Annotated in this window: 17 protein-coding genes; 7 read left to right on the forward strand and 10 right to left on the reverse strand. The window is 36.7% G+C overall.

Annotated features, from left to right (window positions below):
• Positions 1 to 23: 23 nt before the first annotated feature.
• From H6G25_RS02550 to btpA, 3 genes are all read right to left on the reverse strand, one after another.
• Complete coding sequence (locus H6G25_RS02550; RefSeq protein WP_190391125.1) at positions 24 to 3,335, reverse strand: N-6 DNA methylase; 3,312 nt, start codon at positions 3,333 to 3,335, stop codon at positions 24 to 26.
• 259 nt (positions 3,336 to 3,594) lie between these two features.
• The gene (locus H6G25_RS02555) at positions 3,595 to 4,584 is read right to left on the reverse strand and encodes a vitamin K epoxide reductase family protein (RefSeq protein ID WP_190391126.1); all 990 of its coding nucleotides are present in this window, start codon (positions 4,582 to 4,584) and stop codon (positions 3,595 to 3,597) included.
• Positions 4,585 to 4,663: 79 nt separating this feature from the next.
• Positions 4,664 to 5,476, reverse strand: a complete 813-nt coding sequence (btpA, locus tag H6G25_RS02560) for a photosystem I biogenesis protein BtpA (RefSeq protein WP_190391127.1) — start codon at positions 5,474 to 5,476, stop codon at positions 4,664 to 4,666.
• 700 nt (positions 5,477 to 6,176) lie between these two features.
• Between btpA and rimO the strand changes: the two genes are divergently transcribed.
• Both rimO and H6G25_RS02570 read left to right on the forward strand, forming a co-directional pair.
• A complete protein-coding gene (gene rimO, locus H6G25_RS02565; protein WP_190391237.1) occupies positions 6,177 to 7,532 on the forward strand; it encodes a 30S ribosomal protein S12 methylthiotransferase RimO in 1,356 nt (451 codons plus the stop codon).
• Positions 7,533 to 7,597: 65 nt separating this feature from the next.
• Positions 7,598 to 9,184 carry a DEAD/DEAH box helicase gene (locus H6G25_RS02570; RefSeq protein WP_190391128.1) on the forward strand — a complete coding sequence of 529 codons (1,587 nt, stop codon included), beginning with the start codon at positions 7,598 to 7,600 and terminating at the stop codon, positions 9,182 to 9,184.
• Between the two features lie 77 nt (positions 9,185 to 9,261).
• Here H6G25_RS02570 and H6G25_RS02575 read toward each other — a convergent pair whose 3' ends face one another.
• Positions 9,262 to 11,391 carry a peptidylprolyl isomerase gene (locus H6G25_RS02575; protein WP_190391129.1) on the reverse strand — a complete coding sequence of 710 codons (2,130 nt, stop codon included), beginning with the start codon at positions 11,389 to 11,391 and terminating at the stop codon, positions 9,262 to 9,264.
• A 215-nt stretch (positions 11,392 to 11,606) separates the two neighbouring features.
• Positions 11,607 to 13,574, reverse strand: a complete 1,968-nt coding sequence (locus H6G25_RS02580) for an RNA-binding domain-containing protein (protein ID WP_190391130.1) — start codon at positions 13,572 to 13,574, stop codon at positions 11,607 to 11,609.
• A 182-nt stretch (positions 13,575 to 13,756) separates the two neighbouring features.
• On the opposite strand from H6G25_RS02580, the gene H6G25_RS02585 reads away from it, so the two are divergent.
• On the forward strand, positions 13,757 to 14,134 hold the full coding sequence (locus H6G25_RS02585) for a TMEM165/GDT1 family protein (RefSeq protein ID WP_190391131.1): 378 nt from the start codon (positions 13,757 to 13,759) through the stop codon (positions 14,132 to 14,134).
• Positions 14,135 to 14,173: 39 nt separating this feature from the next.
• Positions 14,174 to 14,455, forward strand: a complete 282-nt coding sequence (locus H6G25_RS02590) for a TMEM165/GDT1 family protein (RefSeq protein ID WP_028090900.1) — start codon at positions 14,174 to 14,176, stop codon at positions 14,453 to 14,455.
• Here H6G25_RS02590 and H6G25_RS02595 read toward each other — a convergent pair.
• Positions 14,452 to 14,937 (reverse strand): DUF4149 domain-containing protein, encoded by a 486-nt coding sequence (locus tag H6G25_RS02595; protein ID WP_190391132.1) that lies wholly within the window; start codon positions 14,935 to 14,937, stop codon positions 14,452 to 14,454. The two genes, H6G25_RS02590 and H6G25_RS02595, sit on opposite strands and share 4 nt — an antisense overlap.
• Positions 14,938 to 15,361: 424 nt before the next feature.
• Here H6G25_RS02595 and H6G25_RS02600 point away from each other — a divergent pair, with 424 nt between their 5' ends.
• Complete coding sequence (locus tag H6G25_RS02600; RefSeq protein WP_190391133.1) at positions 15,362 to 16,276, forward strand: hypothetical protein; 915 nt, start codon at positions 15,362 to 15,364, stop codon at positions 16,274 to 16,276.
• A 188-nt stretch (positions 16,277 to 16,464) separates the two neighbouring features.
• A complete protein-coding gene (locus H6G25_RS02605; protein WP_190391134.1) occupies positions 16,465 to 16,875 on the forward strand; it encodes a hypothetical protein in 411 nt (136 codons plus the stop codon).
• On the opposite strand, the gene H6G25_RS02610 is transcribed toward H6G25_RS02605, so the two are convergent.
• The 3 genes from H6G25_RS02610 to H6G25_RS02620 all read right to left on the reverse strand — a co-directional run bounded on the left by H6G25_RS02610 (position 16,850) and on the right by H6G25_RS02620 (position 20,144).
• Complete coding sequence (locus tag H6G25_RS02610; RefSeq protein ID WP_190391135.1) at positions 16,850 to 17,878, reverse strand: hypothetical protein; 1,029 nt, start codon at positions 17,876 to 17,878, stop codon at positions 16,850 to 16,852. The genes H6G25_RS02605 and H6G25_RS02610 overlap by 26 nt on opposite strands.
• Positions 17,879 to 17,955: 77 nt before the next feature.
• Positions 17,956 to 19,911, reverse strand: a complete 1,956-nt coding sequence (locus H6G25_RS02615; RefSeq protein WP_190391136.1) for an N-6 DNA methylase — start codon at positions 19,909 to 19,911, stop codon at positions 17,956 to 17,958.
• Between the two features lie 8 nt (positions 19,912 to 19,919).
• The gene (locus H6G25_RS02620) at positions 19,920 to 20,144 is read right to left on the reverse strand and encodes a hypothetical protein (RefSeq protein WP_190391137.1); all 225 of its coding nucleotides are present in this window, start codon (positions 20,142 to 20,144) and stop codon (positions 19,920 to 19,922) included.
• 211 nt (positions 20,145 to 20,355) lie between these two features.
• Here H6G25_RS02620 and H6G25_RS02625 point away from each other — a divergent pair, with 211 nt between their 5' ends.
• Positions 20,356 to 20,661 carry a hypothetical protein gene (locus tag H6G25_RS02625; protein ID WP_242034865.1) on the forward strand — a complete coding sequence of 102 codons (306 nt, stop codon included), beginning with the start codon at positions 20,356 to 20,358 and terminating at the stop codon, positions 20,659 to 20,661.
• Here H6G25_RS02625 and H6G25_RS02630 read toward each other — a convergent pair.
• Positions 20,658 to 26,363 (reverse strand): alpha-2-macroglobulin, encoded by a 5,706-nt coding sequence (locus H6G25_RS02630; protein ID WP_190391138.1) that lies wholly within the window; start codon positions 26,361 to 26,363, stop codon positions 20,658 to 20,660. The two genes, H6G25_RS02625 and H6G25_RS02630, sit on opposite strands and share 4 nt — an antisense overlap.
• Between the last annotated feature and the right edge of the window lie 121 nt (positions 26,364 to 26,484).

Here is a 26,484-nt window from a genome sequence, read left to right on the forward strand (position 1 = left end):
TGGATGCACTCAAATCAATACGTCTATTCAAATCTGTCTTCAGTATATGCGTTGATAGATCGGGGTCTAACTGTTTGCCAGGGATATCGAGGTTGTAACTTGTTTAACGGGAAACTACCAAGACGATTTTCAATATGATTTTTTTCTTCATCAGTGATGTTAAACATGGTGTAAACAGTTGCATCAATTTGGTTAAGAGCATTGAAAAAATCGGATTCAACTTCTTGAAAATCAGCAAATCGCCGGCGATAGGTTTGCATCAAAGTGATATAATCTTGAGGCACATTCAATTTTTGAATGGTGGCTCTAGAAATAGATTCATCAGTGCTATTAGTTAAGAGTAAATAAACCAACTCGGCTAAATCAGCATTGACCAGTTCTATGGAAAACAAACCTGTGCGAATACAGTTATTATCCAAGATTAATTCTTCTGCTAATACGTCTTCTTTACTCCAGTTAGAAAAGTTTAAACCCAAACGGCGATCGCTCAACCTGTACCGACTGGTGAGAATTTGTGTTTCCACTTTGGATAACAACCACTCCTTGGGATTTTTTCTGGCAATACTAGCTAAACGAGCTAGATTATTATACCCATCTACTAATTGCTGTTCTATATCAGGTTCTAAATTTCTCACCCAGGGTAAAGTTTCAAGAGTTCGAGGATAAAAAGTTGTTCGTGAAGATCCTTCTAACACTCCTGAACGTAATCTTATAGCCCAATAGAAACGAACAAGTTTACTATTCAGATACGCTGCAACTGCCTCTATTAATGGTCCGTCGGGTTTAGGCAAGGCAACGATAACTGTATCAATTGCTGCTAAAATCTGCTCATTGCTGTTGCTGGATACTATTGCAGAAGTTGGAGCAAGAGTAAACTTAGCAACTGCAAGAAAATTATCATAAGCTTGATCAGCCCAAAGACTAAGTTTTCCGTAGGGTCTGTTCTTAACAGCTTCAAGATCAACCCAACCGGTAAACTCCCCAGCCCAACCCATTGATATACTGCGTCCAGCAATGACCTGAACGGCACTTGCTCCTGTAGATTCTGGGGTAACTTCTGTTCCACCTCTTTGAATGCCATAGGTAAACCAAAATGGGCGGTTATTTCGGCTGATTTGTTTTGCAACTGCTTCTTTTAATTCAACAACGTTTGCACCATTACCGTTTGGATAAAGTTTTTTGAGTATTGGAACATCATTAGGATGCAATAATGGCAACAAATAATCTCCCCACAAACCTTCTGTGGGATTACTTGGATCAATAGCAGTAATTCTTGGACTAATTTTGGCATCAAAAAAATCCTTGTATTTAATTTTCACCGATTTTTCATTACTTGGCCATTTTGACGGTACATAAACTTCAATTTCATCATCTTCTTGGGCTGATGTTTTTTCAATTACTAACAACATAGGAATTACATTTGCATCCCACTGTTTTCCAGCAAATTCTAGCCAAACTATTTTTCTTAATGCTGCATTTTGTCTGGGATAAAGAAGTTTCCAAACCTTTGCGGCTGCTTCTGAATTAGCATAGCCACCACTTACCACCATGCCTAAAAAACCACCCGGTTCTAGCCATTCTGTCAAAGAACGATAGAGAAAAACTAAACCTGTATCGGCATTTTGTCCCCAGACTTGTTGCCATAGTCCTTTCATTTCCTCGCCATATTTTACCCGTTCTGCACGAATGTAAGGCGGATTTCCGAGAATGTATTTCCACTGACTGCGATCGCGTTCCAATGATCCAGGAGATAAAAAATCTTCTCCTAAAATCGAAACCAAATCATCATCCCGCAGCAAACTGTTTAAGTTATAAACATAAATATTGGGAATATCTGTTTGATTTCTAGAAGGTTTAAATCTTATCATTGCCCACATTAATTGAAAGTGGCTGATAAAAGCAGCAAATGGATTCAGATCAAACCCCCAAACATTTTTTTGTAGCTCTTGCAATACAAAATCTACATCTAAATCTCTCGCTTTTGCATCTTCTAAACAGCGATGAACATAGCGCACGAGAAATGAACCACTGCCACAGGAGGGATCTAGTAATTTTCCTTCTTCGTGACTGAAAACTGTTTGTTCTAATAACCAATCAACAATTGCAGGAGGTGTATAAAATTCTCCTAAGCGTTTGCGTTTTGCAGCAGGTAAAAATGCTTGATAAATGTCTCCTAAGATTTCTTCAGACAACCCCGAAAAATCATAAGCATTAAATCGAAGAATCAGACGTTGCAAGGCTTCATTTAATGCTCCATTTGTTTCATAAATCCAATCAAACACATTTTGTTCAAATGGCTCATGATACAGCCGCCCCAAATCCTCAGCAACCAGTTGTACTAATGCCTTTGCATCTCCGATTAGTTGATCAACAAACGCTGACCAATCTTGTGGACCACCATTAGAAAGTCGTCGTCTATTGGTTAATCCCAAATCTTCTACCAATCGTAAAAATAAAACTCGTGCAATCAATACAGCTACAGAATCAGCTGCAAATGCTTCCCTAATTCTTTCTTGCGCTTGTTGACCTTTTGCATTAACTTCTCGACCATATTGATCTTCAAACTGAGGTAAAATATCCTCACATAAATGCCTTTCAAAATTAAACTTACGTTTCAGGCGCATCATTGCTCGACGTTTACTATCTTCTGTCGCAGATGCTAAATTGCCCTCAGCTTCTTTTTCTTGCTGCTTAAAATATTCATAATTTTTACTTAATTCTGCAATAACATCTTCTGCGGCAGCGTTTAATTCTGTAAAACTAATTTGTAAATCTTTTCGTAATTGATTTAAAGTATCATTTTCATCAAGTTTTAAATAAATATAAGGTAGTTTTCCCTCAATAAAAGTTTGCCATTGATTATTGTGAGATGCTTGTGAATAAGCAATAAATTTGAGGGTTTCTCTCAATTCTTCAAAAGTAATATTAGATAAAAAAATTGGATTTTCTAATCCTTCAACAGCCTCACCTGTTGGCATAACAATCCAAAGATAGTGAGCCGTCAGAAATACAACATAACGAGTTAAACCTTCAACATATTTGCGTTTTTGATTCCATAACTTTTGTCGTCCGGGTTCTGTAGTCAGTTCTTTATCATCTTTTTTTAAATCACCCACAACCCAAGCAATTTTTTCAGAGGTTAAAAGCTTAATATCTGGATATCCTCCTCCACCTGCATCCTCTGTGACAACATAATCTTTAGGATAATCAAGCAATCCTGCCAAAAAATCTCGGACATCTGGATTGTAGGATCTTTCTGGCCTATTCCACTCTAAAGCCAGCCATTTTTCTAATGGGTTCAGTGGTTTTTTTGATGGTCTACTATTTTTAGGCACAGTCTAACCTCTTTATATTTTAGTGATGATTGATATTCTAATATACAACAGATTAGTATTATGCAATCTGCTTGCAGCAGCACCTCCCTATCCCTCACCCTTTACTTTCTATTTTAATAAGCGATCGCTACTAAAGAATATCATTATTTTCTGAGGTAACAGGCAAGGGAAACAGGAAAAGCAGCAGAAAATTAATTAACTGTTTCTTGTTACCTATTCCCCATAGACAATTACCACTGTTCAATGCCAAATAGTTGCATTAGCGGAAATATTTAAAGTTTTTCGGACCTGTATAACCAGTGATTTTTCCTAGTTCTTCTAGATTTTGTACTCCACTATAGCTTTTACCATTAATAATCCAAGTTGGGAAACTTTCAATTTTTGCGGCTTTACATAATTCCGGTTTACCATTGGGACTATCGTTGGCGCACTCTACCTTAGAATTGTCATTAATAATTTGATAAGCTTCTTTCCCGAAAAGTAGCTTTTGTTCGTGACAGTGGGGACACCAATAGGCTACATATTCCTTAGCACCAGATTTAACCAGATGTTGGGCTAGGGCTATTTCCGCTTCTCCAGATTTAGTGGTAATTTCCCAGCCAAATTCAGGATTTGGGTCTTGTTTTGGGGTAAAGGTGATTGCTGTAGGTTTTCCATCAGTTGATTCAGTAATACTACCTGATGGACTGATTTGAGAATAAATTCCTAAAGTCCCAATTAGCGTCACAATCGTTACAATTAAAGCGGTAAATAAAAGTTGTCCGCTATCTTCCCAATCCCTACCCATGACGGTTAATACTAGCATGATTAATGCAAATAAGGCAGAGGCAATGCAGTAAAGACAAATAGCTTTCAGTTCAAATGCTAGTACATACATTAAGTATCCACTAAAAACAGACATAGCGATCGCTCCTATCAACAGCAACCACCAAGTCACATTTTCTAGTTGTTTCTGACTTTTTTGATTTTCCCCTGAGTTCAATGCCAAAGGAGCTAAAGCGAATATGAACATACCAATGTATGCCAATAAACCAAATACAGGTAATGGTTGACCAAAAACTGTAGCCCAAGGACTGGAAAGGACATCTACACAACTCTTAACATTTTCTGGTGTAGTACAAACCGGGGTGCTGCCGGTCAGCTTTTCAAAAGTGAGATATCCTGTATTCAGGATACCAAAACCGGAGATCGCTCCAATGGCTGGACGCGACCATTTATAAATACTAGGAGTAGAGCGACGACGAGTCATAATATTAGTGATTGGTAATTGGTAATTGGTAATTAATTTAGAAATCTTCTCATCATCTAAATCAGGTAAATCAAAAGCATCATAGTTCAGACAATAGAGGTCTGCGGGCGGCTTCTACAAATTGACTGACGCGAATGGGGTCTATGGGTTGCTGAATTTGACCATGACGTTTGAGAGAACTAGAAACAATCACCCCATCTGCTGCTTGTAGGAGAGTGCTAACATTTTCCCAACTTGCGCCACTACCAATAAAAACGGGAGTTCCAGCAGCCGCAGCACTAGCTAGTTCTAAATCTTTTTGATCAGGGGGACTACCTGTAGCCCAACCAGATAAAATTACCGCATCAGCCAAACCCCTTTCAATAGTATCTTTTACCGCAACCGTCAGATCAGGAGAACTCAACGGACGGGCGTGTTTTACTAAAACATCAGCAAAAATTTTCACCTCAGATCCTAATTCTCGACGATACCGTAGTAATTGATGAGCTTCCCCTTCAATTAGTCCTTGATCCGTTGCCATTATACCTGTAAGTACATTAATACGAACAAATTGTGCATTAACACAACTAGCAACAGCGATCGCACTTCTGCCATCATTGCGTAACACATTTAACCCCACAGGCACAGTAACCAAATTCTGTATACGTTGTACAACCACAGTCATAGCGCTGACAACAGCGGGGTCAACCTGATTTTTAGTAAATGGGGCATCAAAAAAATTCTCAACGATAATCCCATTAACCCCTCCACTAGCAAGGGCTGTAGCTTCTTGTTCAGCGCGGTCAATCACTGCTTTGAGACTACCTCCCCAACGGGCTGAAGTAGGTAAGGGTAGCAAATGCACTACGCCAATAATTGGGGTTCGGGTTTTAAATAACTGATATAAGTCCACGTTTTTAATTTACTTCGCACATTCTCAAACTCTTACTCTTTGCGCCTTAGCGCGAAACATAATTCATACCGACATTATGCAACGTCGGTTTTTCTGTTCCCTGTTCCCTGTTCCCTGCTATAGTATGTAAGTCCTAAGCGGTTTTTTCATGGTCAGGTTGCAACCTCCTCCTCAAGATGGAAATTAACTTTCAACCTTCCCTAAGATATGTTAAGATAAAATCTGATAGAAGAGAAGTTTGCCACTCACAAGATGCAAGGCAGCTTCCCGTCATTTGATTGTAAATGCCGGAGTAGCATTACTGCTTGATGGGCGTGGTCGCCAGTGCGATTTCCCGGTTGGGTAGCGGCTTCTCAAAACAGACCTCTAGGTCGGCTTCCCAATGGGTAAATTAACAAAGCCCACGCTGCGGTAATTTAAAATACCAATAAGCGAATTGTTAAAAAATATTACGAGTGTCAGACTTACCCAAAGATGCTCAAGATTACCCTGGGAAACAAATTAGTAGAAGGATCATGATATGGCCTCATCTGTAAAATAGAAGAGGTTGAGGGGTTGTGTTTACTAATTAAAGTTGCTAATGATACAGGTGAAATCTGATAATTAGTAACGGGTAGTTGGGTAGGAATTATTTATCTATAGATCCCGACCCAATTTAAATGTTAATTAGCAAGGAAAAACGGAACATTTATTGAACATGATGGGTGAAAAGCCAACAGTTGCCATTTCTCACCTGGGCTGCGAGAAAAATCGCATTGATACAGAACATATGTTAGGGCTGCTAGTAAATGCAGGCTATAGTGTAGATAGCAACGAAGAATTAGCAGATTACGTAATTGTTAACACCTGTAGTTTTATTGAAGCAGCGCGACAGGAATCAGTAAGAACCCTAGTAGAACTAGCGGAGGCTAATAAGAAAATCGTCATTACAGGCTGCATGGCCCAACACTTTCAAGAACAATTATTGGAAGAATTGCCAGAAGCGGTGGCGGTAGTGGGAACAGGGGATTATCACAAAATAGTGGATGTGATCGAGCGAGTAGAACAAGGGGAGAGAGTTAAAGAAATTACCGCCGAACCGAATTATATCGCTGATGAAACCACACCGCGTTATCGGACAACAACCGAAGGAGTAGCTTACCTGCGAGTGGCCGAAGGCTGTGATTATCGGTGTGCATTTTGTATTATTCCCCATTTGCGAGGGAATCAGCGATCGCGTACCATTGAATCAATAGTAGCCGAAGCCCAACAACTGGCAGATCAAGGTGTGAAAGAAATAATTCTCATTTCTCAAATCACCACCAATTACGGACTAGATATTTACGGAAAACCCAAATTAGCCGAATTGCTGCGGGCTTTAGGGAAAGTAGATATACCTTGGGTGAGAATGCACTACGCCTATCCCACCGGATTAACACCAGATGTGATGGCAGCCATCCAAGAAACCCCCAACTGTTTACCATATTTAGATTTACCCCTGCAACATTCTCACCCAGAAATTCTCCGGGCGATGAATCGTCCTTGGCAAGGACAGATCAATGATGAGATTATGGAAAGGATTAAAATTTCCCTACCATCAGCAGTGCTAAGAACCACATTTATAGTTGGTTTTCCGGGAGAAACCCAGGAGCATTTTCAACATTTATTAGAGTTTACACAACGACATAAATTTGATCATGTTGGTGTCTTTACTTTTTCACCAGAAGAAGGGACTCCAGCCTACAATCTACCCCATCAAATTCCAGCAGAAATAATGGCAGCACGCCGTGATCAACTAATGGCATTACAACAGCCAATTTCTTTGCAGAAAAATCAACAGGAAGTAGGCAAAATTGTTGATGTCCTCATTGAACAAGAAAATCCTGAAACGGGCGAACTAATTGGTCGTTCTGGTAGATTTTCTCCCGAAGTTGATGGTCAAGTCTATGTGAAAGGAGAGGCTAGGCTAGGAACTATCGTCAAAGTAGCGATTCAAAGCGCCGATGCCTATGACCTTTATGGTCAAGTTGTCAATAGCGATAGATTATTATCTCGTTCTCTATCTACTGTTGCATAAGACTTAATTTACAAATAAGTATCGGTTTACAAATCAAAAATTCACAATAAAATCTAGGAGAGTTAATGAACTTATCATTTCAAGAATTAGGCATTTCCCAAGAACGTGCTGAACTGTTAGAAAACATGGGTTTTTCTGCACCTACTAATATTCAAACCCAAGCAATTCCTCAATTATTAAATGGTCGGGATGTAGTCGGTCAATCCCAAACAGGAACAGGTAAAACCGCAGCTTTTTCTTTACCAATTTTAGAACGACTAGATCCTGATCAAAAAGCTGTACAAGCAATAGTTTTAACTCCAACTCGTGAGTTAGCAATTCAAGTTCATGCGGCTATTTCCCAATTTATTGGTAATAGTTATTTGAAAGCAGCAGCCATTTATGGTGGTCAATCAATTGACCGGCAAATTATGCAACTGAGACGGGGGGCGCAAATCGTTGTCGGTACACCAGGACGGGTGATAGATTTATTAGATCGTGGTAGCTTGAAGTTAGATCAAGTACGGTGGTTTGTGTTAGATGAAGCTGATGAAATGTTAAGCATGGGCTTCATTGACGATGTGGAAAGAATTCTTTCCCAAGCACCAGAAGAAAGACAAACAGCCTTATTTTCTGCAACAATGCCACCATCAATTCGGATGTTGGTAAATAAATTTTTGAACTCACCGGTAACTGTCACCGTTGAACAACCCAAGGCCGCACCAAATAAGATTAATCAAGTAGCTTACATTATTCCCCGTCACTGGACAAAAGCCAAGGCTTTACAACCAATTCTGGAAATGGAAGACCCAGAAACAGCTTTAATCTTTGTTCGCACCCGGCGCACAGCCGCAGAATTAACCAGTCAGTTGCAATCTGCTGGTCATAGTGTCGATGAATATCATGGTGATTTGTCCCAACAAGCGCGGGAACGTCTATTAATTCGCTTCCGTAACCGTCAAGTGCGTTGGGTAGTAGCTACTGATATTGCAGCTAGGGGTTTAGATGTTGATCAACTTTCTCATGTGATTAACTTTGATTTACCTGATAGTGTGGAAACCTATGTTCACCGCATTGGTCGTACCGGTCGCGCTGGAAAAGAAGGAACAGCCATTTCTTTGGTTCAGGCTTTTGAACGCCGTAAACAACAGGCTTTTGAACGCCATAACCGCCAAACTTGGCAAATTCTGTCTATTCCTACTAAAGCGCAGATTGAAGCTCAACATATTCAGAAGTTAAGAGGACAAGTAGCTGAAGCTCTAACAGGTGAACGGTTAGCTTCATTCTTGCCCATTATCAGTGAAATGATTGCAGAATACGATGCTCATGCGATCGCGGCGGCTGCTTTACAAATCGCTTATGATCAAACCCGTCCCGCTTGGTTGCTCTCAGGTGTGGATTTACCTGTAGAAGAAAGCCCAACTCCCAAACCCAGAATTAACAAACGCCGTGATTCCGGTGATGGTTTAGAACGGGAAAGCGAACGTGGTGGTGGCTTACGTGGTTCTGGAGGCGGTAGAGGCCGTTCTTCTTGGTCAAAAGAGGGTAAAGGTAACGATGAAAGACGTAGTAACGGTGGCGGTAGTCCTAAACCCAAGTTAAGAACAGCCCACGGTGAAGCTTCTCCCACTCCTAGCAACCACAAATTAGGTTCACATACTGGTAGAGAATAGTTAAGCAAAGTAGCGGTAATTTATTTATTAATTAATTACCGCTGCATAAGCATAAGGTTTAAAGCCATATTTATAAACTAGCTAACCAAAATGAAATCGCTACTACTGAGGGTGATCCCCGAATTACCTAAATCAGCAAACTTAAACACTTCTGTTGAACTAATCAGGTTGCCATTTCGGTTATAGAATATACTTCGAGTCTCTTGACTAAAGACAATAGGAGCATTACTAGCATCTACTGAGGCATTATTGGGGACAACGGCAAAGTCAGTGAAAGCTTGCCCCACAGCATTAGTAATGGCGGAAAATGTGGTTTTACTTAATACAACCTTATCTTGTCTGGCTTCAAACTGGGTAATATAGTCAGTACCTAAAGCACTACTAAAGACACCACTGCTTTGAAATAGATATTTATCATTACCCACTCCTCCAGTCAGGGTATCATTACCATCTCCTCCCCAAAGTGTATCATTACCAACTCCTCCAGTCAGGGTATCATTACCATTGAGTCCTGACAGGATGTTATTGCCACTATTACCTTGGAGGATGTTATTACCTGCATTACCCGTACCATTTATAGCCGTTGTTCCTGTTAAGGTGAGGTTTTCAACGTTGGTCGGTAGGGTAGTGGTGACAGAGGCTGTGAGAGTATCGCTGATAGTTGTAGTGACGCTGGTTTGAGTCCCCAAGTTGGCATTTGTGGGAGATATAAGGGTGAGGGTAAAAGTTTCATTTACTTCATTGATAGAATCGTTCAGAATGGGTATGTTAATTGATTGACTGGTAACACCGCTATTAAAAGTCAAAGTCCCTGTTCTGGAGGTATAGTCTGAACCCGCTGTAGCTGTACCGTTAGCAGTGGCATAGTTGACTGTAATAACTCTGGTATCGGATCTGGAGAGAGTAACAGTGTAAGTGACGTTTTGAGGGTTGGTGTTACCTTCAACAATGGTTTGATTAGCACTGAGGTTAATCACAGGTAAATCATCATTAACGATTGTTCCCGTGACGGCTGTGGTTGTGCCAATAGTGTAACCTGTTCCTGTAGCTAAAGTCAAAGCCACAGTTTCATTACTTTCAACGATTGTATCGGCTGTGGGGTCAATAGTTAAAGTAGCCGTACTTGCACCAGCCGCAAAGGTAATAGTTCCCGATGTGGCAGTAAAATTTCCTGTACCTATTCTGGTATAATCTGTATTGAAGGTAGCTGTACCAGCAACGCTATAATTGGCTGTGAGGGCGGCACTTAAGTCACCATTGCGACTAAATCTGTAAATAAGGTTATTTGTCCCGTCTTCAGAGACGCTAGTGGGAGATAAAGCTAGGGTAATTGTTGGTAAAACTGTGGCAGTAAACTGATAATCTATAAACTCACCAAATAGATTTGTAGCCCTAACTGTAATCTGTGAACTACCGGTTTGGTTAGGAAGATAATCCAGAAACAGTTGTTTATTACTAATACTGGGAGTGACTAAGGTAGGTTTGGAGTTGTTAACTATAGAAAATCTCAGTTCATCCTCTTGAGTAACTGTAATACTACTGAAACGAATAAAATTTGCATCACTAATTACAGCTTGCGTCAGGGGAAGATTAGTAAACGCCCCACCAGCATTATAAGTCCTAACGGCAGCGATCGCATCTATTGTGGTTAAATCACTAGCGCCAAGAGCTTGACCAAAAACTGTGAAACCACCATTTTGATTGTTGAGATTGCTGGAATTATCCGCTAGGTTAAAAAACCATTGATTTGTGGCACTATTAGGATTATTACCTAATTTTGCCATAGCGATCGTTCCCCGCAAATTTGAGCGTTGTGTACTAAACTCATTCTGTACAGGCGCATTAGATGGAATCGTTGTTAATGTGGAATTATTGTAAGTATACCCGCCACCTTGGACGATAAAACCAGGAACAGAACGGTGAATAAAAGAGTTAGTATAACTGCCAGTATTAACATAACTTTGGAAATTTTGCACAGTCAAGGGTGCGCCAGTTCCAGTTTGGTCAAATAGTACAACATTAATGATGCCGTTGCCAATGGTTCCCGTTGATGTATTGGCTAAGTTAAAACGAGCAACTTTCCCTGTTGTCAAAGGATCATCAAAGTAATTACTTAAATTCAGGGTAGTATCTGGTGCATTAATATTGACAACTACGTTTAAGATAGGATTAGTAACAATAGGATCAGGAAGATTGTTAATAGTCATTGTTTTTTCCTAGCATCACACATTCATCCATGATTTTGACAGGAGTATGTCAACAATTTTAATAAATTTTAATAAAAAAATAGAATAATGCTAGTCGATTGATATTAACTGCTTTTTACTAAATTAAAGAGGTTTATGGCGATCGCAGTTTAGAACAAATCCGTTTTGATCAAGCTGTCGGTTTTTGACTATCTCAGAATAGATACAAGTAACCATCATCCATCTTTTTTCCGTCTGCGTGCTTCATAAGATTCTCGAAAACGAGGTTCATCAGGCAATAGTTCCATCGCTTTGCTATAAGCTTGAAGAATCTCAGTTTCAGATGCCCGTAATGAATTTAATGTTTTTGCTAAATCAAACCAACACCAAGCATTTCTGACTTTATCATCGGACAATTGAATGGCACGACGCAGCAATTCTACAGCCTCCCGATTTAATCGTCTTTTTGTGTGCATATCTCTGTTTATTTTCGAGAGATTAATTTTAGTTTGAGCATATTCCTGAAGAGATTTAGGATCATCTTTGATAAATTCATAATTATCGGCAAAAATTCTGTGAGCTTCCTGAAAACGCTTGGCACGTTTATATAGAATTGCTAACTCTACTGTATCATCAACTTGTATGGGTAGAGGAGCTTGTTCTAAAATTACTGAAGCTTCATTAAATTTTCTTTGATCTAAAAGAATTTTTGCCATAGCAGTGTAAGGCAAATGGCGATCCATAATAGTCAAGTCAGATTCAATATCCCTAAACAGTTTCTCTGCTATCGAAAAATCACCTAATGATGTTCTATATTCAATAATTTGAGCGATTAATGCTCCCGATTTGGGAACTCGACTCAGGGATGATTCCAAATTTAATATAGCTCTTTGTCGTTCACCTACAGCCCATAAATGAGAACTTTCTCTTAGTGCATGAATAACTATATATTGTGGATGTGCTGGTAATGTTACGCGAAAATAAGTTCGTGTTTCATCAAAATCAAAGCTGGGATCTGGAGAACCATTTTCTGTCATCTTGCGGCGAATTTTAGGAATACCAGTTCCTCTAGCTTCTGCCAAATCTAAATCCTTTAAAAAATCACCAATTCTCCGATTACGATAAGGAACAGGAGGAATCATTGCCTTTGGTTGAAAATGTTTCATTTCAATACCTGGAACTGGTCCAGGATAGCTAATAATCTCTAAACGATCAGGATAAAGATAAACTTTTACTGGTTCTTGAACCCCGTCATAACTACGATGGTAAACCGCATTCACTAAAGCTTCTTCCATAGCTTCATAAGGAAAAGCAACAGTTCTCTGAGCCGTTGATTGATTTGGAACTTTACGAACCATCGTTGTACTAAAGTTATTCAAATAATCTAAAGCTTGACGAAGTTGATGATGTAATGGTCCGCGAAATATTTTTTCTTCTATTAAATTTCCTCCGGCATCATCACCAAATTGCACAATCTCAATTCTTGCGCCAGGGAAATATTGCTCTGGATTATCAACAAAGAATAATAAAGCAATATTTCTTGGTACTTCATGACTATTAATTGGTGTAGTAATTCGCATATTTCGATATAGGTCTAATTCGGGAATTACATTACCTGGTGCAACTAATTCACTCTTTATATCTGATAGGAAATTTCTGACCAGAGTTGGAGAAATGACATCAATAGACACGGCCGAATTACGACGATCATCAAATGGAACTTTTGCCGCCATTTGCATTAATTGAGTTAATATATCACCTCTAGCTTCAACAGTTTCACTTCCTTGTCGAACATAGTATGCTCTGTCTCTGCCGCTTAATGTTTTGGGAGCTTGATATGGACGAACATCCCCTCCTGACACCCAAATTACTAATATCTGCTTATCTTGATATATTTCAGGAGAAATAACTGGCTGATGTTCTGGATCAATTCGCTTGCAATTACCACGAATCCATTTCTGAATTTCATCTAAATTTTGATCTTCTAGTCCATGGGGAGGAAGAATAGGCTGACCGTTTTTATCTTCGATGCCAATAATTATATACCCACCATTTAAGTTGAAAAAATCATTGGCAAAAGCACAAATACTATGCAATACACTTTCTGCAATTGGCTGTGACCAAGTTTTTTTAAATTCTCTCCTCACGGACTCAACCGAGCGAGCGTGAATTAAATCTTCAAGATTAATAGGTAATATTTTCATACTTATTTTAAGTTTGCATAATATAACAACTGAGTCTGTATCAATTTACTCGCAGTAGCACTTTATTATCTCTATCGAAGTGTTTATATATAAATATATTAAAAAATCCTGTTGCAATTTATGATAACAATATGAGAAAATGAAAGGAATATGAAAACAACTGAAAGACCAAACTAACGACCGTGAAAATTGATACTGCACCATTCAGCATTCCTAAATTATCTGCAACCGAAAACCAGTCACATCAGACTATAGTTAAGGATGATCCCAAGGGCAAAACATCTGTATTTATGGTCTTTGGGACAACCTTTATCACGATTTTTCTCGCGGAAATTGGTGATAAAACTCAACTTTCCACCCTGTTAATGAGTGCGGAATCTCATGCTCCTTGGGTAGTTTTTCTTGGTTCTGGCGTAGCATTAATTACTACTAGTTTATTAGGAGTATTATTAGGTGGTTGGATTTCTACGAAACTCAGCCCTAAAACGGTTGAAAAATCAGCCGGTGTCATGTTACTACTAATTTCCCTCATGTTGGTCTGGGATGTCATTCAAGGTTAATTTTTGTAATATTGTCAAATATTGTCAACCGAGGAAAATATGGACTGGAATCTTTTAGGACTGAGCTTTGTGACAGTGTTTTTATCAGAATTAGGTGATAAGAGTCAGTTAGCAGCGATCGCTCTTTCTGGACAAGGACAATCTCGAAAGGCTATATTTTTTGGTACAGCTGGTGCTTTAGTCTTAACTAGTCTTTTGGGAGCATTGGCGGGTGGTGCGGTGTCTGAATTTTTACCTACACGCATTTTAAAAGCGATCGCTGCCATTGGATTTGCGCTTCTTGCTATCCGTCTACTCTTACCTAACACTGATGAGGCTTAAATTTCCCGCCAACACCAATTTAAAAGTATACCTCCTGCTATGACCTTAAAGGCCTCTAGCAGGAAGTAGCCGCTGTGTAATAAGTTCATGATTGCTGGAACTGGAGCACTAGGGAGTAAGCTGAAATTAGCTCCTACAGCGCACATTTGGGGAGTTAAGAAATAAGTATCTAGTAATGCGACTGTTAACAATATTCCAGATAATGCAATACTACCCAAACGCCAATTAGATTGAGTTTTGCTGATAGCTAATACAGAAGTTAAAACCACAGTAGCGGCTAATAATTCTAGGCGATTAAAATTCCAAAAAACTACATAACCTGCTACAGAAAAACTAGCTTCGTTCATCATGCCAGCAAAGTAAAGACTAGGCATAATTACCCAATCTAAAACCAGACTAGCACTCAGCCAAAAGCCTAAAGTCAATAGAATGGCTATTTGCCAAGTTGAGCGTTTAAATTCCAGATTAGAAATAGCGTTCATAAAAATAATTGCTTTGTTGTATTCCTAGTATCTAACCAAGAGAAGAATTTGACAACAAATATAAATTAACTGTTACAAATAAAAAATTCTAGTTATTAAAGGACTTGCAGACAGATTTGTTAAGAAATTTGAACTTTAATTAAGAAATGATTCAGAATAGCAATATTTATTTATCGGTCGGTTATTTATCGGTTAGTTGTCAGGAAACAGACAAGGGATAAAGCCCTCAGTATTTTTAATTATTTATTAACAATTCTTACTAGAAGTAAAATAGTATTTTCATATAGAATCAGGTTTGATATAGGACTAAGATTGGATTGTTGCAATAGAAGTAGGGTGGGCAATGCTCTATAAACACTACCGAATATTGTGCAAAAATCATTTAGGATTCCTATATAAAATTCAAAGTAGGGAATGATTAATCATGAAAAATTGGCAGTACAAATTATTTGTAGGCTTACTTTGTTGTGCATTCTTAGTTTTTGGATGGCAAAATCGGGTATTAGCTGAAGGAATGAATAGCTATAATACACCCGCATCAAAAACCCAATTAGCCCAATTAGAAGTAACTCAAAATGTCTATGACTATCTATTGCAATATCAACCAGAAACTTATAATTTGCTAACAAAAACATTGGCAGATAGTATTGAAGATGCGAAACAACCATTAGCAGATGAAGTAGTTAATGATCTGTGGGCTTTATCTACAAATAATCCCCAAGTAAAATCGAGATCAAATAATGGCAAAGTAGAATATTTGATGTCAACTTGGAAATACACAAGTAACCCAAATACAGATTGGCCAATAGGTGCAAAGAAATTACTACCTTATCAAACTTGGTTTACCGCAGTACCACAAGTAAAAGAATTTTGTCAAAAATATCAAGCAATTGATAGCACTATTCCTGATAATGTTGAACTATCATTGAGATTACAACAGTATTTAGGATTAATCTTAAATAAATATTCCACCAAAACCCATTTTGTGGAAATGTGGGTAAAAGGAGAAGATTTAATGAGACCATGTATTGATGGAGAAATTAACGATTCTGCTTGTAATCTTTTACCTTTACCTGTTCCTGATAGTAGTCCTGTTGTTAAGGCAATATACACCAATTCCTACAGCAATGCCAAAAAAGAATATTATCCTTGGTCTGGTTTAGGTTATACTTATGACTGGGGAAATCCTCAAAAACCCCATCAAGGACCAAGTGAATTTATTATTAACCCTACTCCAGAAAAACCTGTAGAAGTGGAAGTTGTTTCTGTGACACCGACGCAAGAATATTGCCGGAATCAGATTGCCAAAATTGATGTTTCCAGTGGGGGATTATACTAATGATGAGAGCGATCGCCTATAGTAATGGAGGGGCGATCGCACAGTCTGAACAGAATCAACAGGTAAATAAAAAATTTCCGTTGTAGCAGGAATATATTACTACTACCTAACTATCAGAGTTTCCCTTTGTTAAATTTGCCTTAAATTTCTGAGTAATGCTTATGTACTATTGACTAATTATCAACGTAATGTTAGTTAATTCTATGGAAGCAATTATCCTTGTAGGGATTCAATCAAATCAAATGGCAAAAAACAAGATTGGAAATATACCTTTTCCACCTTTAGTTAAAATAGATGTAAATGAGCCGCTTTCGGTAGATGAAGTTACAAAGATTTTAAAGTCTCGTGATGAGGGAATTAGTATTTGTGTAAGAAGTCAAGAAGGACATCCTGATCGAGGTGGTTATTTCTTTCATATTCTACCCAAAGACAAAAACATCACTCTATGCGAAATATACAATTTTGAAAAAAAATCAGTCATCACCTTAACGGTTAATGACTTGACAGATTTTATCAACCATTGTTCAGGATTACAGTTCAGCAAAACAGCTTTTCATCTTTGTCAATCAGTAATTAATTTTCGACTAGACCCTGAATAAGATATTTTGGTTTTTTATGTTGTTTTATTTTTATCATCTGAGAACCATCTAAATCATATTCCGTTGAATCATATTTGTCATTAAAAGTATAAATTTTGTTTGCTCCATTTGTAAAGATATGTACCAGAATGTCATTTTTCCTTTCTTTAGAAAACATTGAAAAAAAAGAATTAAGAATAAAACAAACATTTTTTGATTGCCATCCTATAAAATACTGATCATTATTATCATTATAATGAATTGGATATATTTCATTACTGCCTGTAATTTTAGGTAAAAGTAAATAAGCTAAATTTTTAAATCCTTCAGTAATTACTATTTTCTTGAATGAAAGATAATCTGTAACAGTATGATAGAGAAGAGTTGATTTAGGAGGCTGATACTCAAAATCTTTTTTCCATATCCGTAACAGCTTTCCATAATTACCTTCTTCTTGATTATAGATCCCATTTTTACAGTTTACTGCATATCTCAAATCAAACCCTTGAAGACCATCACCAAGGTCTTGAGGTGGCTTATTTAACCAGTACCAATCTCTTAAATATGCAAGTGATGAAGCATGAAAAACAAAGGCTTTATGAACAAAAGGTGATCTGTTCCATTTTATTTCTTGAGAATCATATTTCCACTCCCAAAGAAACACTACTACAAAATCTGTTTTTGGATGAATATCTTTTTTTAGAGTATCAAAGTTAGCTGACTTCTCTTCTGCAATACTTTGAAGACACTTTACCTCAACTCTTAGACCTCTTTCTCCTGATGTTGTACGGACTTCTAAATCAGGAAAGCGATTAGCTACAACATAGCACCAAAAAAGGTTTTGTGTTCCATTATCCTCAAGAATACGAGTTGCTATACGAGCAAGTTCATACTCAAAAATTAAACTTACACGATTACGTACATCTGTAAGATTCCTTTCATTCTCTGGAATCTTTTCACCTGCGTATATTCCTAATCTTTGTCTTACATCATTAGTATTTAAACGAGAAACTATCTCTGGCAAAAAAAATGTCAGATAACCAAACTAATGTCTCAAGAGGTTCACATTCACCCATTAAAAATTTTTGTAAGCTAAGAGCATCAAATTTCATAGTTATCACCTATAAAACAAGTAACAAGTTCTTTAACAGAAGATTTTATTATATTTTGGGACATTTCTATCAAAGATTCTGCTTCTAATTTAAGTTTTTCTGCTTTTTGTCGTTGATTAAGTAAATTTTGATAAATTTTATGTTGATTTTTTTTAGGAGGAATCGGAATTATAATTTGATTGATATCTCGTGAGTTAATACGTGGACGACCAATCCCTGTTACTAAGTGCATAATTTGCCCATAAACAAAATTTGATCTTAGTAAGATACTTAAAAGAAAAGGATCTATTATTGGTGTACCATCAGAGTTTTGACGAACAGAGAAAACCGAGCATTCAGAAGATACATAACCTGACTCAGAAAAATCCATCAATGCTACTTTTCTTAAATTAGGACGCATTTTAGCAAAAATTATATCTCCAGGCTTATATATTTTTACAGAACTTTTTAATGAATCAGCAGGTGTTAGTATCTGTTCTACATAACCTGTATGAGGCTCAATATTAGCAAGGCCAGTGTACCGAATAATAGTTCCACCTAAATTTTTTGATGGGACTATAGAAACATTCCTTTCGATGCAAATATCTTTTAAATATTTGACAGGATAAGCACAACTAGAAATAAGTTCGCTGCTGACTTTTCTTGATGAATGATTATACTGAAAATCAATGCGATAACTGTTTTCTTCTTTCGTGTTAATTAAATCAATATCAGTCACATAAATATTTTCTTTCGGATTAATTATACCATCTTCAATATACTTGTGCCAAGCTGAGAGGATTTCAGGAAAATCACTATTAAGATAACTTGTACCATCTTGATTATATTGAATATCATCGTCTCCATTTGGTTTACGTCCGACTGTTTCTGCTTTTGCAAAAAAGATTTTTTGAGTATTATGATTAGATATTTTCTTCTTCGATAGTACAATAATGGAAGTATTCACTGTTGCATAGGGCATAAAAGCTGTATCTGGAAGGGTTACTACAACTTTTATATCAAAATTTTCAGTAATAAAACGTCTCACATCAACTGTAAGAGTCTGGTTAAGAATTCCTTCTTCAACAACAATAGCTAATATGCCATTTTCACGTAAGAGTGAATGACAACGTTCAATAAATAAAATTCCTCTGCGACGGGATGACTTACCTAATCCTAGTTTCATAGTTTTTAAAACTTTTGAATCTGTAAAGTCACTTCCGAAAGGAGGATTGGTAATTATAGTATCAAAACTCGAAAAATATTTTTCAATATCTGCACCAAGAGTACCTCCATCAGGAAGAAATATTTTGTGAATATTTTTGGCTTCATGAAGAAGCATATTTATTCCAGATATCCAAGAAAGACGTTCATCAATTTCAATACTCGTGAGAGACGAATAGTTTAATTTGTGACGAGCAATACTTGAAAGAAAACCACCTGTTCCTGATGCAGGATCGCAAACATCACCTTTAATATATGGTTTACATAAGGAAACTATAAATTCAACAATGTGCGGTGGTGTAAAGAATTGTTGATGATCTCCTTTATCAAATGTATTACGGATGACTTCTTCATAAGCAAGACCTTTGAAATCAAAGTGAGTTGATGAAAAGTCAAAAGATTGAAGGGCTAAAACACACTCATAAATTGCTTGATCTGAGCAACATAACTCACTAAAACCTACAGGAATTAAATCCTTGTATTGCATTGCCAGTTCATAATAATAGTCTCTAATAGCTTGAGTATTAACAGAATTACCACTTATTAGAAAAGGAGTTACAAAACCATCTTTTTGAGCTTTATCTGCAACAATTTTTGTAAAAATCAACTTTGTAATTTCATCAAAGCGATTAATAATGTTACTTTGGCTATCATTATCACGAAAGATACTATGAAGTCTAGAGACCAGAAGCCGGATGCTTCTGACATCAAAAAGTTCAAATTTTGGGGTAATTGTTTCCATTAAACTACTCAAAGTTTTCCTTGACGTTCTAATTTTTCTTGTGCCGCTTGAAGTAACCATGCCCTACGGCTTGTCTTCGTCAACTTCCGTGCATTGTCAATAAGCTTACACATCTCTGGTGGTATCACCATTTGAAAACGCACTTCTCTGGCACTTCTATCCTGTTCGTCTTGTTTTTCTGGTGGACTGCCAGCATTGATGATACCCTCAATGTCTACCTGATTTGATTCCATTACATTGTAGTTACTTAGCTTGCGAATTGTGATTTTGTACTGTTAATGTTTTAAGATTGTACTATTTTAGTATCAAAATAGTACAAAAAGTATATTAAATTTATTAACTTCGTTTAATGTATAGATAGTCACTTAATTTCTATATTAGTTATCGGTCAGCATTGTGTTTAGAGCTAACGCTCATATACGGCAATATAATTACCGTACTACTATGCCAACATACTTATACTTTGGTGAAGACGAATTCTTTCTGAGTCGCACCATCAAACAACTAAAAACCGACACTCTAGATCAACAATGGGCAAACTTTAACTACACAGAATACCCTCCAGAATCTAAAGAAACCATTCCTCAAGCATTATCCGATCTCATGACACCACCAGTTGGGAGTGGAGGAAGATTAGTACACCAACAGCACATTAGTGGGAGTTTGTTCAAAAGAAATTTTGTTGCAGTTGGAGTCCATTCTCCCCAAAATTCCACAGAGGCACAGAGGACACATAAGAAAGAGAATTAATTACTTGAAATATTTAATGTGGAGTCTGCACTGCGTCCAAACTCTTCTGGTGCATATTGAAGATGTACTTCCGCACCTGGCCAAATAAATGTTCCTGGGGTAACGGAACGAACTAAATAATGTAAACTGTAAACTCCTGGTTCGAGATGATCTGCATAGGAAATAATCCGATCTTTATAGATTGTTTTATATCCTAATTGCCAATTATCGGCTTTTGCTTGTAATGCTGGTGTCGCTGTTTGAAAACTATCATCTACAGCTTCAAATCCTGCGGGTAATGGGTCTTTTATGACTACATGATCTACAGGATGATCTGTAATTACTTCTAAACCAATATCAAATACTTGTCCAGATTGTAAGGTTAAAGGTTTATCAAAAGCATACATTCCAGTTTTTTGAATAGTTTTCTCTTCATTAACTTTACTAATTTCTCGCGTTACTCGTAAACCGTTAAATCTCCCTGGTTGATTTCCTTGTAAACGATATTTGTAAGCGACTAAATAATGCAATTTACCTCTTCCAGATTTTTGCAACCATAAATCACTTTTACCTTGAGGTAATTGATTCATAGGAATATTTATTTGTAAGCTAGGATTTTGATAGCCATTAAAACTGGTTTCTCCTAATTTCTGATTTCCTAATTTTACCGTAGTTATAAAATTAGGTGGTGTGGGTTGTAGCTGGCTATATGCAACTAAAGCTGTGAGGGCTTGGGCGTTATTATAACTAGATTCCCATGTGCCATTTCTGCGTAAATTCAGGAGACTTTGCAGTAATTTATCAATGATTTCTGGGTTGTTTTTTTGGTCAATAAATAACCGTAAAGCTTGGGCTTGGGTGAGAGTATTTGAACTCATCCAACTCCAATTTTGAGGCAAATTTACAACTGCGTTACGTCCAGTTTCATAGATATTCTTTTGCAACTCCAAGCGCATGATTTGGGCTTGATTTTGCCATTCAGGAAATTGATATAAATATCTGGCTAATTTGATTTGAGTAAGTAGATCAAAATCATCACGTTGTTGATAAATATCTGATAAGAAACTATTGCGTTTATCTCCTAATTGTGCTAAGGCAATTAAAGAATTTAATTGTAGTTGAGATTTACAAAGTTTCTGTTTACAAAAGTCGAATTGTCCAGGGTTAGCAAGAACATTTTGTAAATAAGTTTTGAGACTGGAGATGATTTTACTATCAACTAAATCAGGAAAAATTTGATCAGCTTTAACTAAAGATTCTACCGCATAACTAGAAACCCAAGGATCGGATTTTTGTTGTCCTGGAAATGCTGCAAAACCACCATCTACTATTTGCAGTGTTTGTAATTGGTCAATTGCTTTTTTTGCTTGTGCTTGAGGATTAAATTCGGCAAATGTTTGATGATATTTTTGGGTGAGATTTTGCAGATTTGCAGCAATTAATAATTGACTTGCGACTGGTTCTGCAAATGGTAAATCATTATTTTCTAAAACTTTTTTTGCAGGGGCTTTAATTGCGGGAATTAACGTACTAGCTAATTGAATATCTAAACCTCCAGCTTCACGGAAGGTATTTTTAGCAATATTTACGGGAATTTTTACCTGTCTTTCACTAACACCAATTTCGACAACTTGTTCGGTAATTTCTAAGGGTTTAATTTCCAACGGGACAGTAAAAGCATCAACATTATTATTTAATTCTGTGGTAAATTTAACTTTACCTTCGCCCACATTACCTGCTATGATTGGGAAACGATAAGCTTGGGTTGCTGACTCGGCTTTTGGTTGTAATGTTGTGGTTCTAGGATTATTTTCCGTGAAGTTGAGAGGACCGCTAAGTTCACCATTAATATGCAAATTTCCAGTGTTTCCAGTGTTGTTAGTAACGGATAAACCTGCGAAAATGCGATCGCCTGTGCGGGCAAATTGTGGTAAAATAGCATTAGTTATTAATGGTTTTGTAGTTATAAATGTTGCGTCACCATTCCCAAACCGCAAATTTCCATCTGTAGCCACTACCATTATCCGCCAAGTTGTTAAATTATCGGGTAATTTAAAGGTGATTTTGGCCTTACCATTTTCATCACTAATTACCGAACCATTGTAATAAGCTAAAGCTTGAAAATCTTCACGAATACGAGTATTTGCTAAAGCATTCGATAAGCCACCACCATAACCCCAACCCTTGGGTAAACTTGTCGGTAATGGGGCTAATTTAACATCACGACGATTATCACTAAATCGGGTAGAAATTGGTTGTTCTGCGTAAACAGTATCTACTAAATTTGGCGGACGATAACCAGTTAATTGTAACACGGCTTCGTTCACCACTATGACAGTAAATTGTCCTTTAGTGGGAGTTCCTTGACTATCTTTTAATTCCAGTTCCACTGTGGCTTCTTTTCCAGGTTCTAAAGATTTTTCAACTGGGTTAACTTGTACCTTTAAATATTTATCTGCTAAGTCAACTTTAAAAGCTGTAAAACCAATTTTAGCTAAATTTTCTAAACTTCCTAATCCTACTTGATTTAGTGGTTTACCTTGTCTGACTAATACCGCCTCTACTGCTGCATTAGGTAACATTTCTGGAGTAATTGTAAACTGAATTTGGGGCGCACCTCCTTTAATTTTGATTACTTGTTGATAGAGAGGTTTATCTTTAATTACCGCAAAATATAATTCTCCTTCTGGGTAAGGAGATTGAATTAAAGCTGTAGCAGTTTCCCCGATTTTAAACTCCTTTTTGTTTAATTTAACTTCTAATTTGTCTTTTTCTTCTCCACCCCAAAATACTTGATTTTCTCCTGTTACCCAAATTTGTAAATCTGTGGCTGTAATGTCATCTTTGCTATCACTAAAATTAGCCCGAATTCGATATGAACCTGATAGCGTAGGCTTTAAATTGACTGTTTGGGGAATATCCCTAGATGTAATATCTGTTTTTGCAACTGTCTGATATTCAACTTGATTTTGTGGGGTTTTACTACCTTCAACAATTTTGGTGACGCTGCTATATTTCATCTGTTGTAATTCCAGATGTACCCGTTGATTTTCTAATATTTTTCCAGTGGGGTCAGTGACAATAAATTCTACAGGAAAATCCTTACCAGCGTCAGCTACAAAATTACTTTTTAACCCAATAATTCGGTTACTAGGTAAAGCGGTAAAAGTTTGAGAATTAGCAACGGATAAATTAGAAATATCACTAATTTCGACATCTACCCGATAAGTCATAGGGTAAGGTAAATCTTTAGCTACAGTTAAATTTTGACTACTTTTACCATTAGTATCTAATTTGGTATTAGTTTGTAAAACATCATTAGGAACATTTGGACTTTCTTCCGGCCAAAACCATTGTTTCCCAAAATTAAATTCTTCCCAACCTTTGGGGGTAAAATTAGTTTGTTGACGAGTAACAAAATATTTAGCTTCTCCCCCTTCTACTGGTGAACCAAATAAATAATTACTTCCCACCTGGACATCAATTTTATCATCAATTACTGCAAATTTTTTATTTAGCTGTAAATCAACTTTAAAATTAGGTGGTTTAAATTCTGCTACTCGAAACTCTCCAGAAATTTCTTTTCCATTTTTATCTTTAGCTTGAATATTATAAAACCCTAAAGGCTGATTTTTAGAAATTGGTAACTCTAAAGAAAACGTACTAAATTCATTAGTTGTCTTTGTTCCTAAATCTGTATTTTTCCCATTAGGATTAACTAAAGTTAATTGATAAACTGAATTTTTATCTTCTTGAATTTTACCCTTTTCTAAATAATCTGCAAAAGCAGTAAAAGCAGCTTTTTCTCCGGGTTGATATAACTTTCTATCAGAAAAGATTATACCTCTTGATTCTGGTTTATCAGTTTCCCAACCAGCATCAATTCCATAACCATAAGCACCACTATATTCTTCCGTTCTCGTAAACGCCCAATCTTGATTTTCACTGGCAATTACTAATAATTGTGGTAGACTGGAATTTGATTGAGGATAACATTGTTTTAACTGATTATTCTCAATTATCAAAACTCCTTTTTTGTCAGTTTTCCCAGTTAAACAAGGTAGAGGTTGAGGACGAGATTTTTCAGATAATTTTGATTGATAAACTTCAATATTTGCAGCTTTTACTGGTGAACCGTCACTCAAATGATGAACTCGAATTAAACCCGACTGTGGAAACCATTGAGAAAATACACCTAAATTGGTTAATTGTACCATGCCATAAGTTGTTGGTTCTTTCCACAATTGTTTACCGTCCTCTTGATATTTATGAGTTCGTGCTTGCACTCCATAAGCTAACATTCCCTGACTATTCCCTAATTTTTCTTTCAGGGGAACATTGATATTTAATGATTGATTTTGCTGACTTCTAATTTTAAAATATTGCCATTTAGAAGGTTGGGGTAATAAATCATTAGCACTATTTGTATAAACTAAATCCGTTGGTTTAACAATTCGATAAGCTGCTTGATATTTTGATTCTGGCAAATTAATTGTATCAATATTAATTTGTAGATCTTTATCTGTAGGAAAAATATTCAAATCTGAGGGTACAGAAATATTCCCAGCTATATCACCAGTATTATATTTAATTGTGACTGGTTTACCCAAAGTTTGCCCAAATTTATCTTTAAGATTTCTCTCAATATTAATCGTGTAAGTAGTAGCTGGTTCTAAAGTATAAGGATTAATCGTGACAATTCTATCTTCCTGGGAAATTTTCAGTACACTATCAATATCCTTAGGTACTGGCTTAATTTTAATATTGTCTTTAACAGAATCTGCTAATAAAATGTTATTAAATTCTAACTGGGGACTACCTTTAATAAATCTGCCATAAGTTCCACTTGAATCTGGTTCTCCATAGGGTTTAATTCCCAGAAATTTCAAAGGTGAATAAGTCTCTAATTTACTCACAAATTCTTTTTCACTGGGTAAATTACCATTAGCAGGAAGAAGACCACGAGAAAATGTCAAACGATAAGATGTAGCTTTTTCTAAATTTCGCCCAGGAGTAAGATTATAAACCCAATTTCGGCTTGAAGGATCAAATTTCTCTAAAGGATCTAAATTTTCTGGTTTTTCATCTTTGGCCAATTCCACCTTAAAACCTACACCTTGAGTTTTACCTTCAGGAATTAACTGTAAATGCTTTTGTACAGAATCTAAATCTAATTCTAAATTTGAAGTAAATTGTAACTTTGGTTGTAAATCAATTGGTTCAACCGGGGCTTTTTCAATCGGGTTAACTCCTGGTAAATTAGTAATTTGAATAGATTCAGTATTAAAATTCCAAGCCAAATCTTGATTTAACCGATGATTTTTTAAATCTGCTAAACCAGCTTTGAGAGTAACCTTAACTCGCGTCGCTTTCGGTATAGCTTTATCAGCTTGAAAACCAACCATGCGCGGAGTTAAAAAGCGAAATTGTCCAGGTAAAGGTGGCCAAATGGCAAATTTAGTTAATAAATTTTGCTGTTGGGGACTATCAAGACTTTCAACGGGAATTAAAGCTTCCTGAAAGCGAATCCGAATTTGACTGGTAGGTTTTGCATCTCCCAAAGGACTGATTTGTTCTATCCAATCTGGTAATTTTGGCGTAATTAATGACTCAACAGGTGGTAACTTTTCCTTACCTGGTTTAATGGTCATAAAATTACAACTCGTCATTCCGAATACGAGAGTGAAAATAACCAGGAACTTAAAGATTTTTCTAATCATCATATTAAATAAAATGTAAACAACTCTCTTCCTCTGTGTTCTCTGTGTCTCTGTGGTTCGATTAAAAAACAGGAATGATATATAGATAACTAATGTAACGTGACAATTTCCCAAAAAGTATACA

Source organism: Dolichospermum sp. FACHB-1091, from assembly GCF_014697585.1.
Lineage (GTDB): Bacteria > Cyanobacteriota > Cyanobacteriia > Cyanobacteriales > Nostocaceae > Dolichospermum.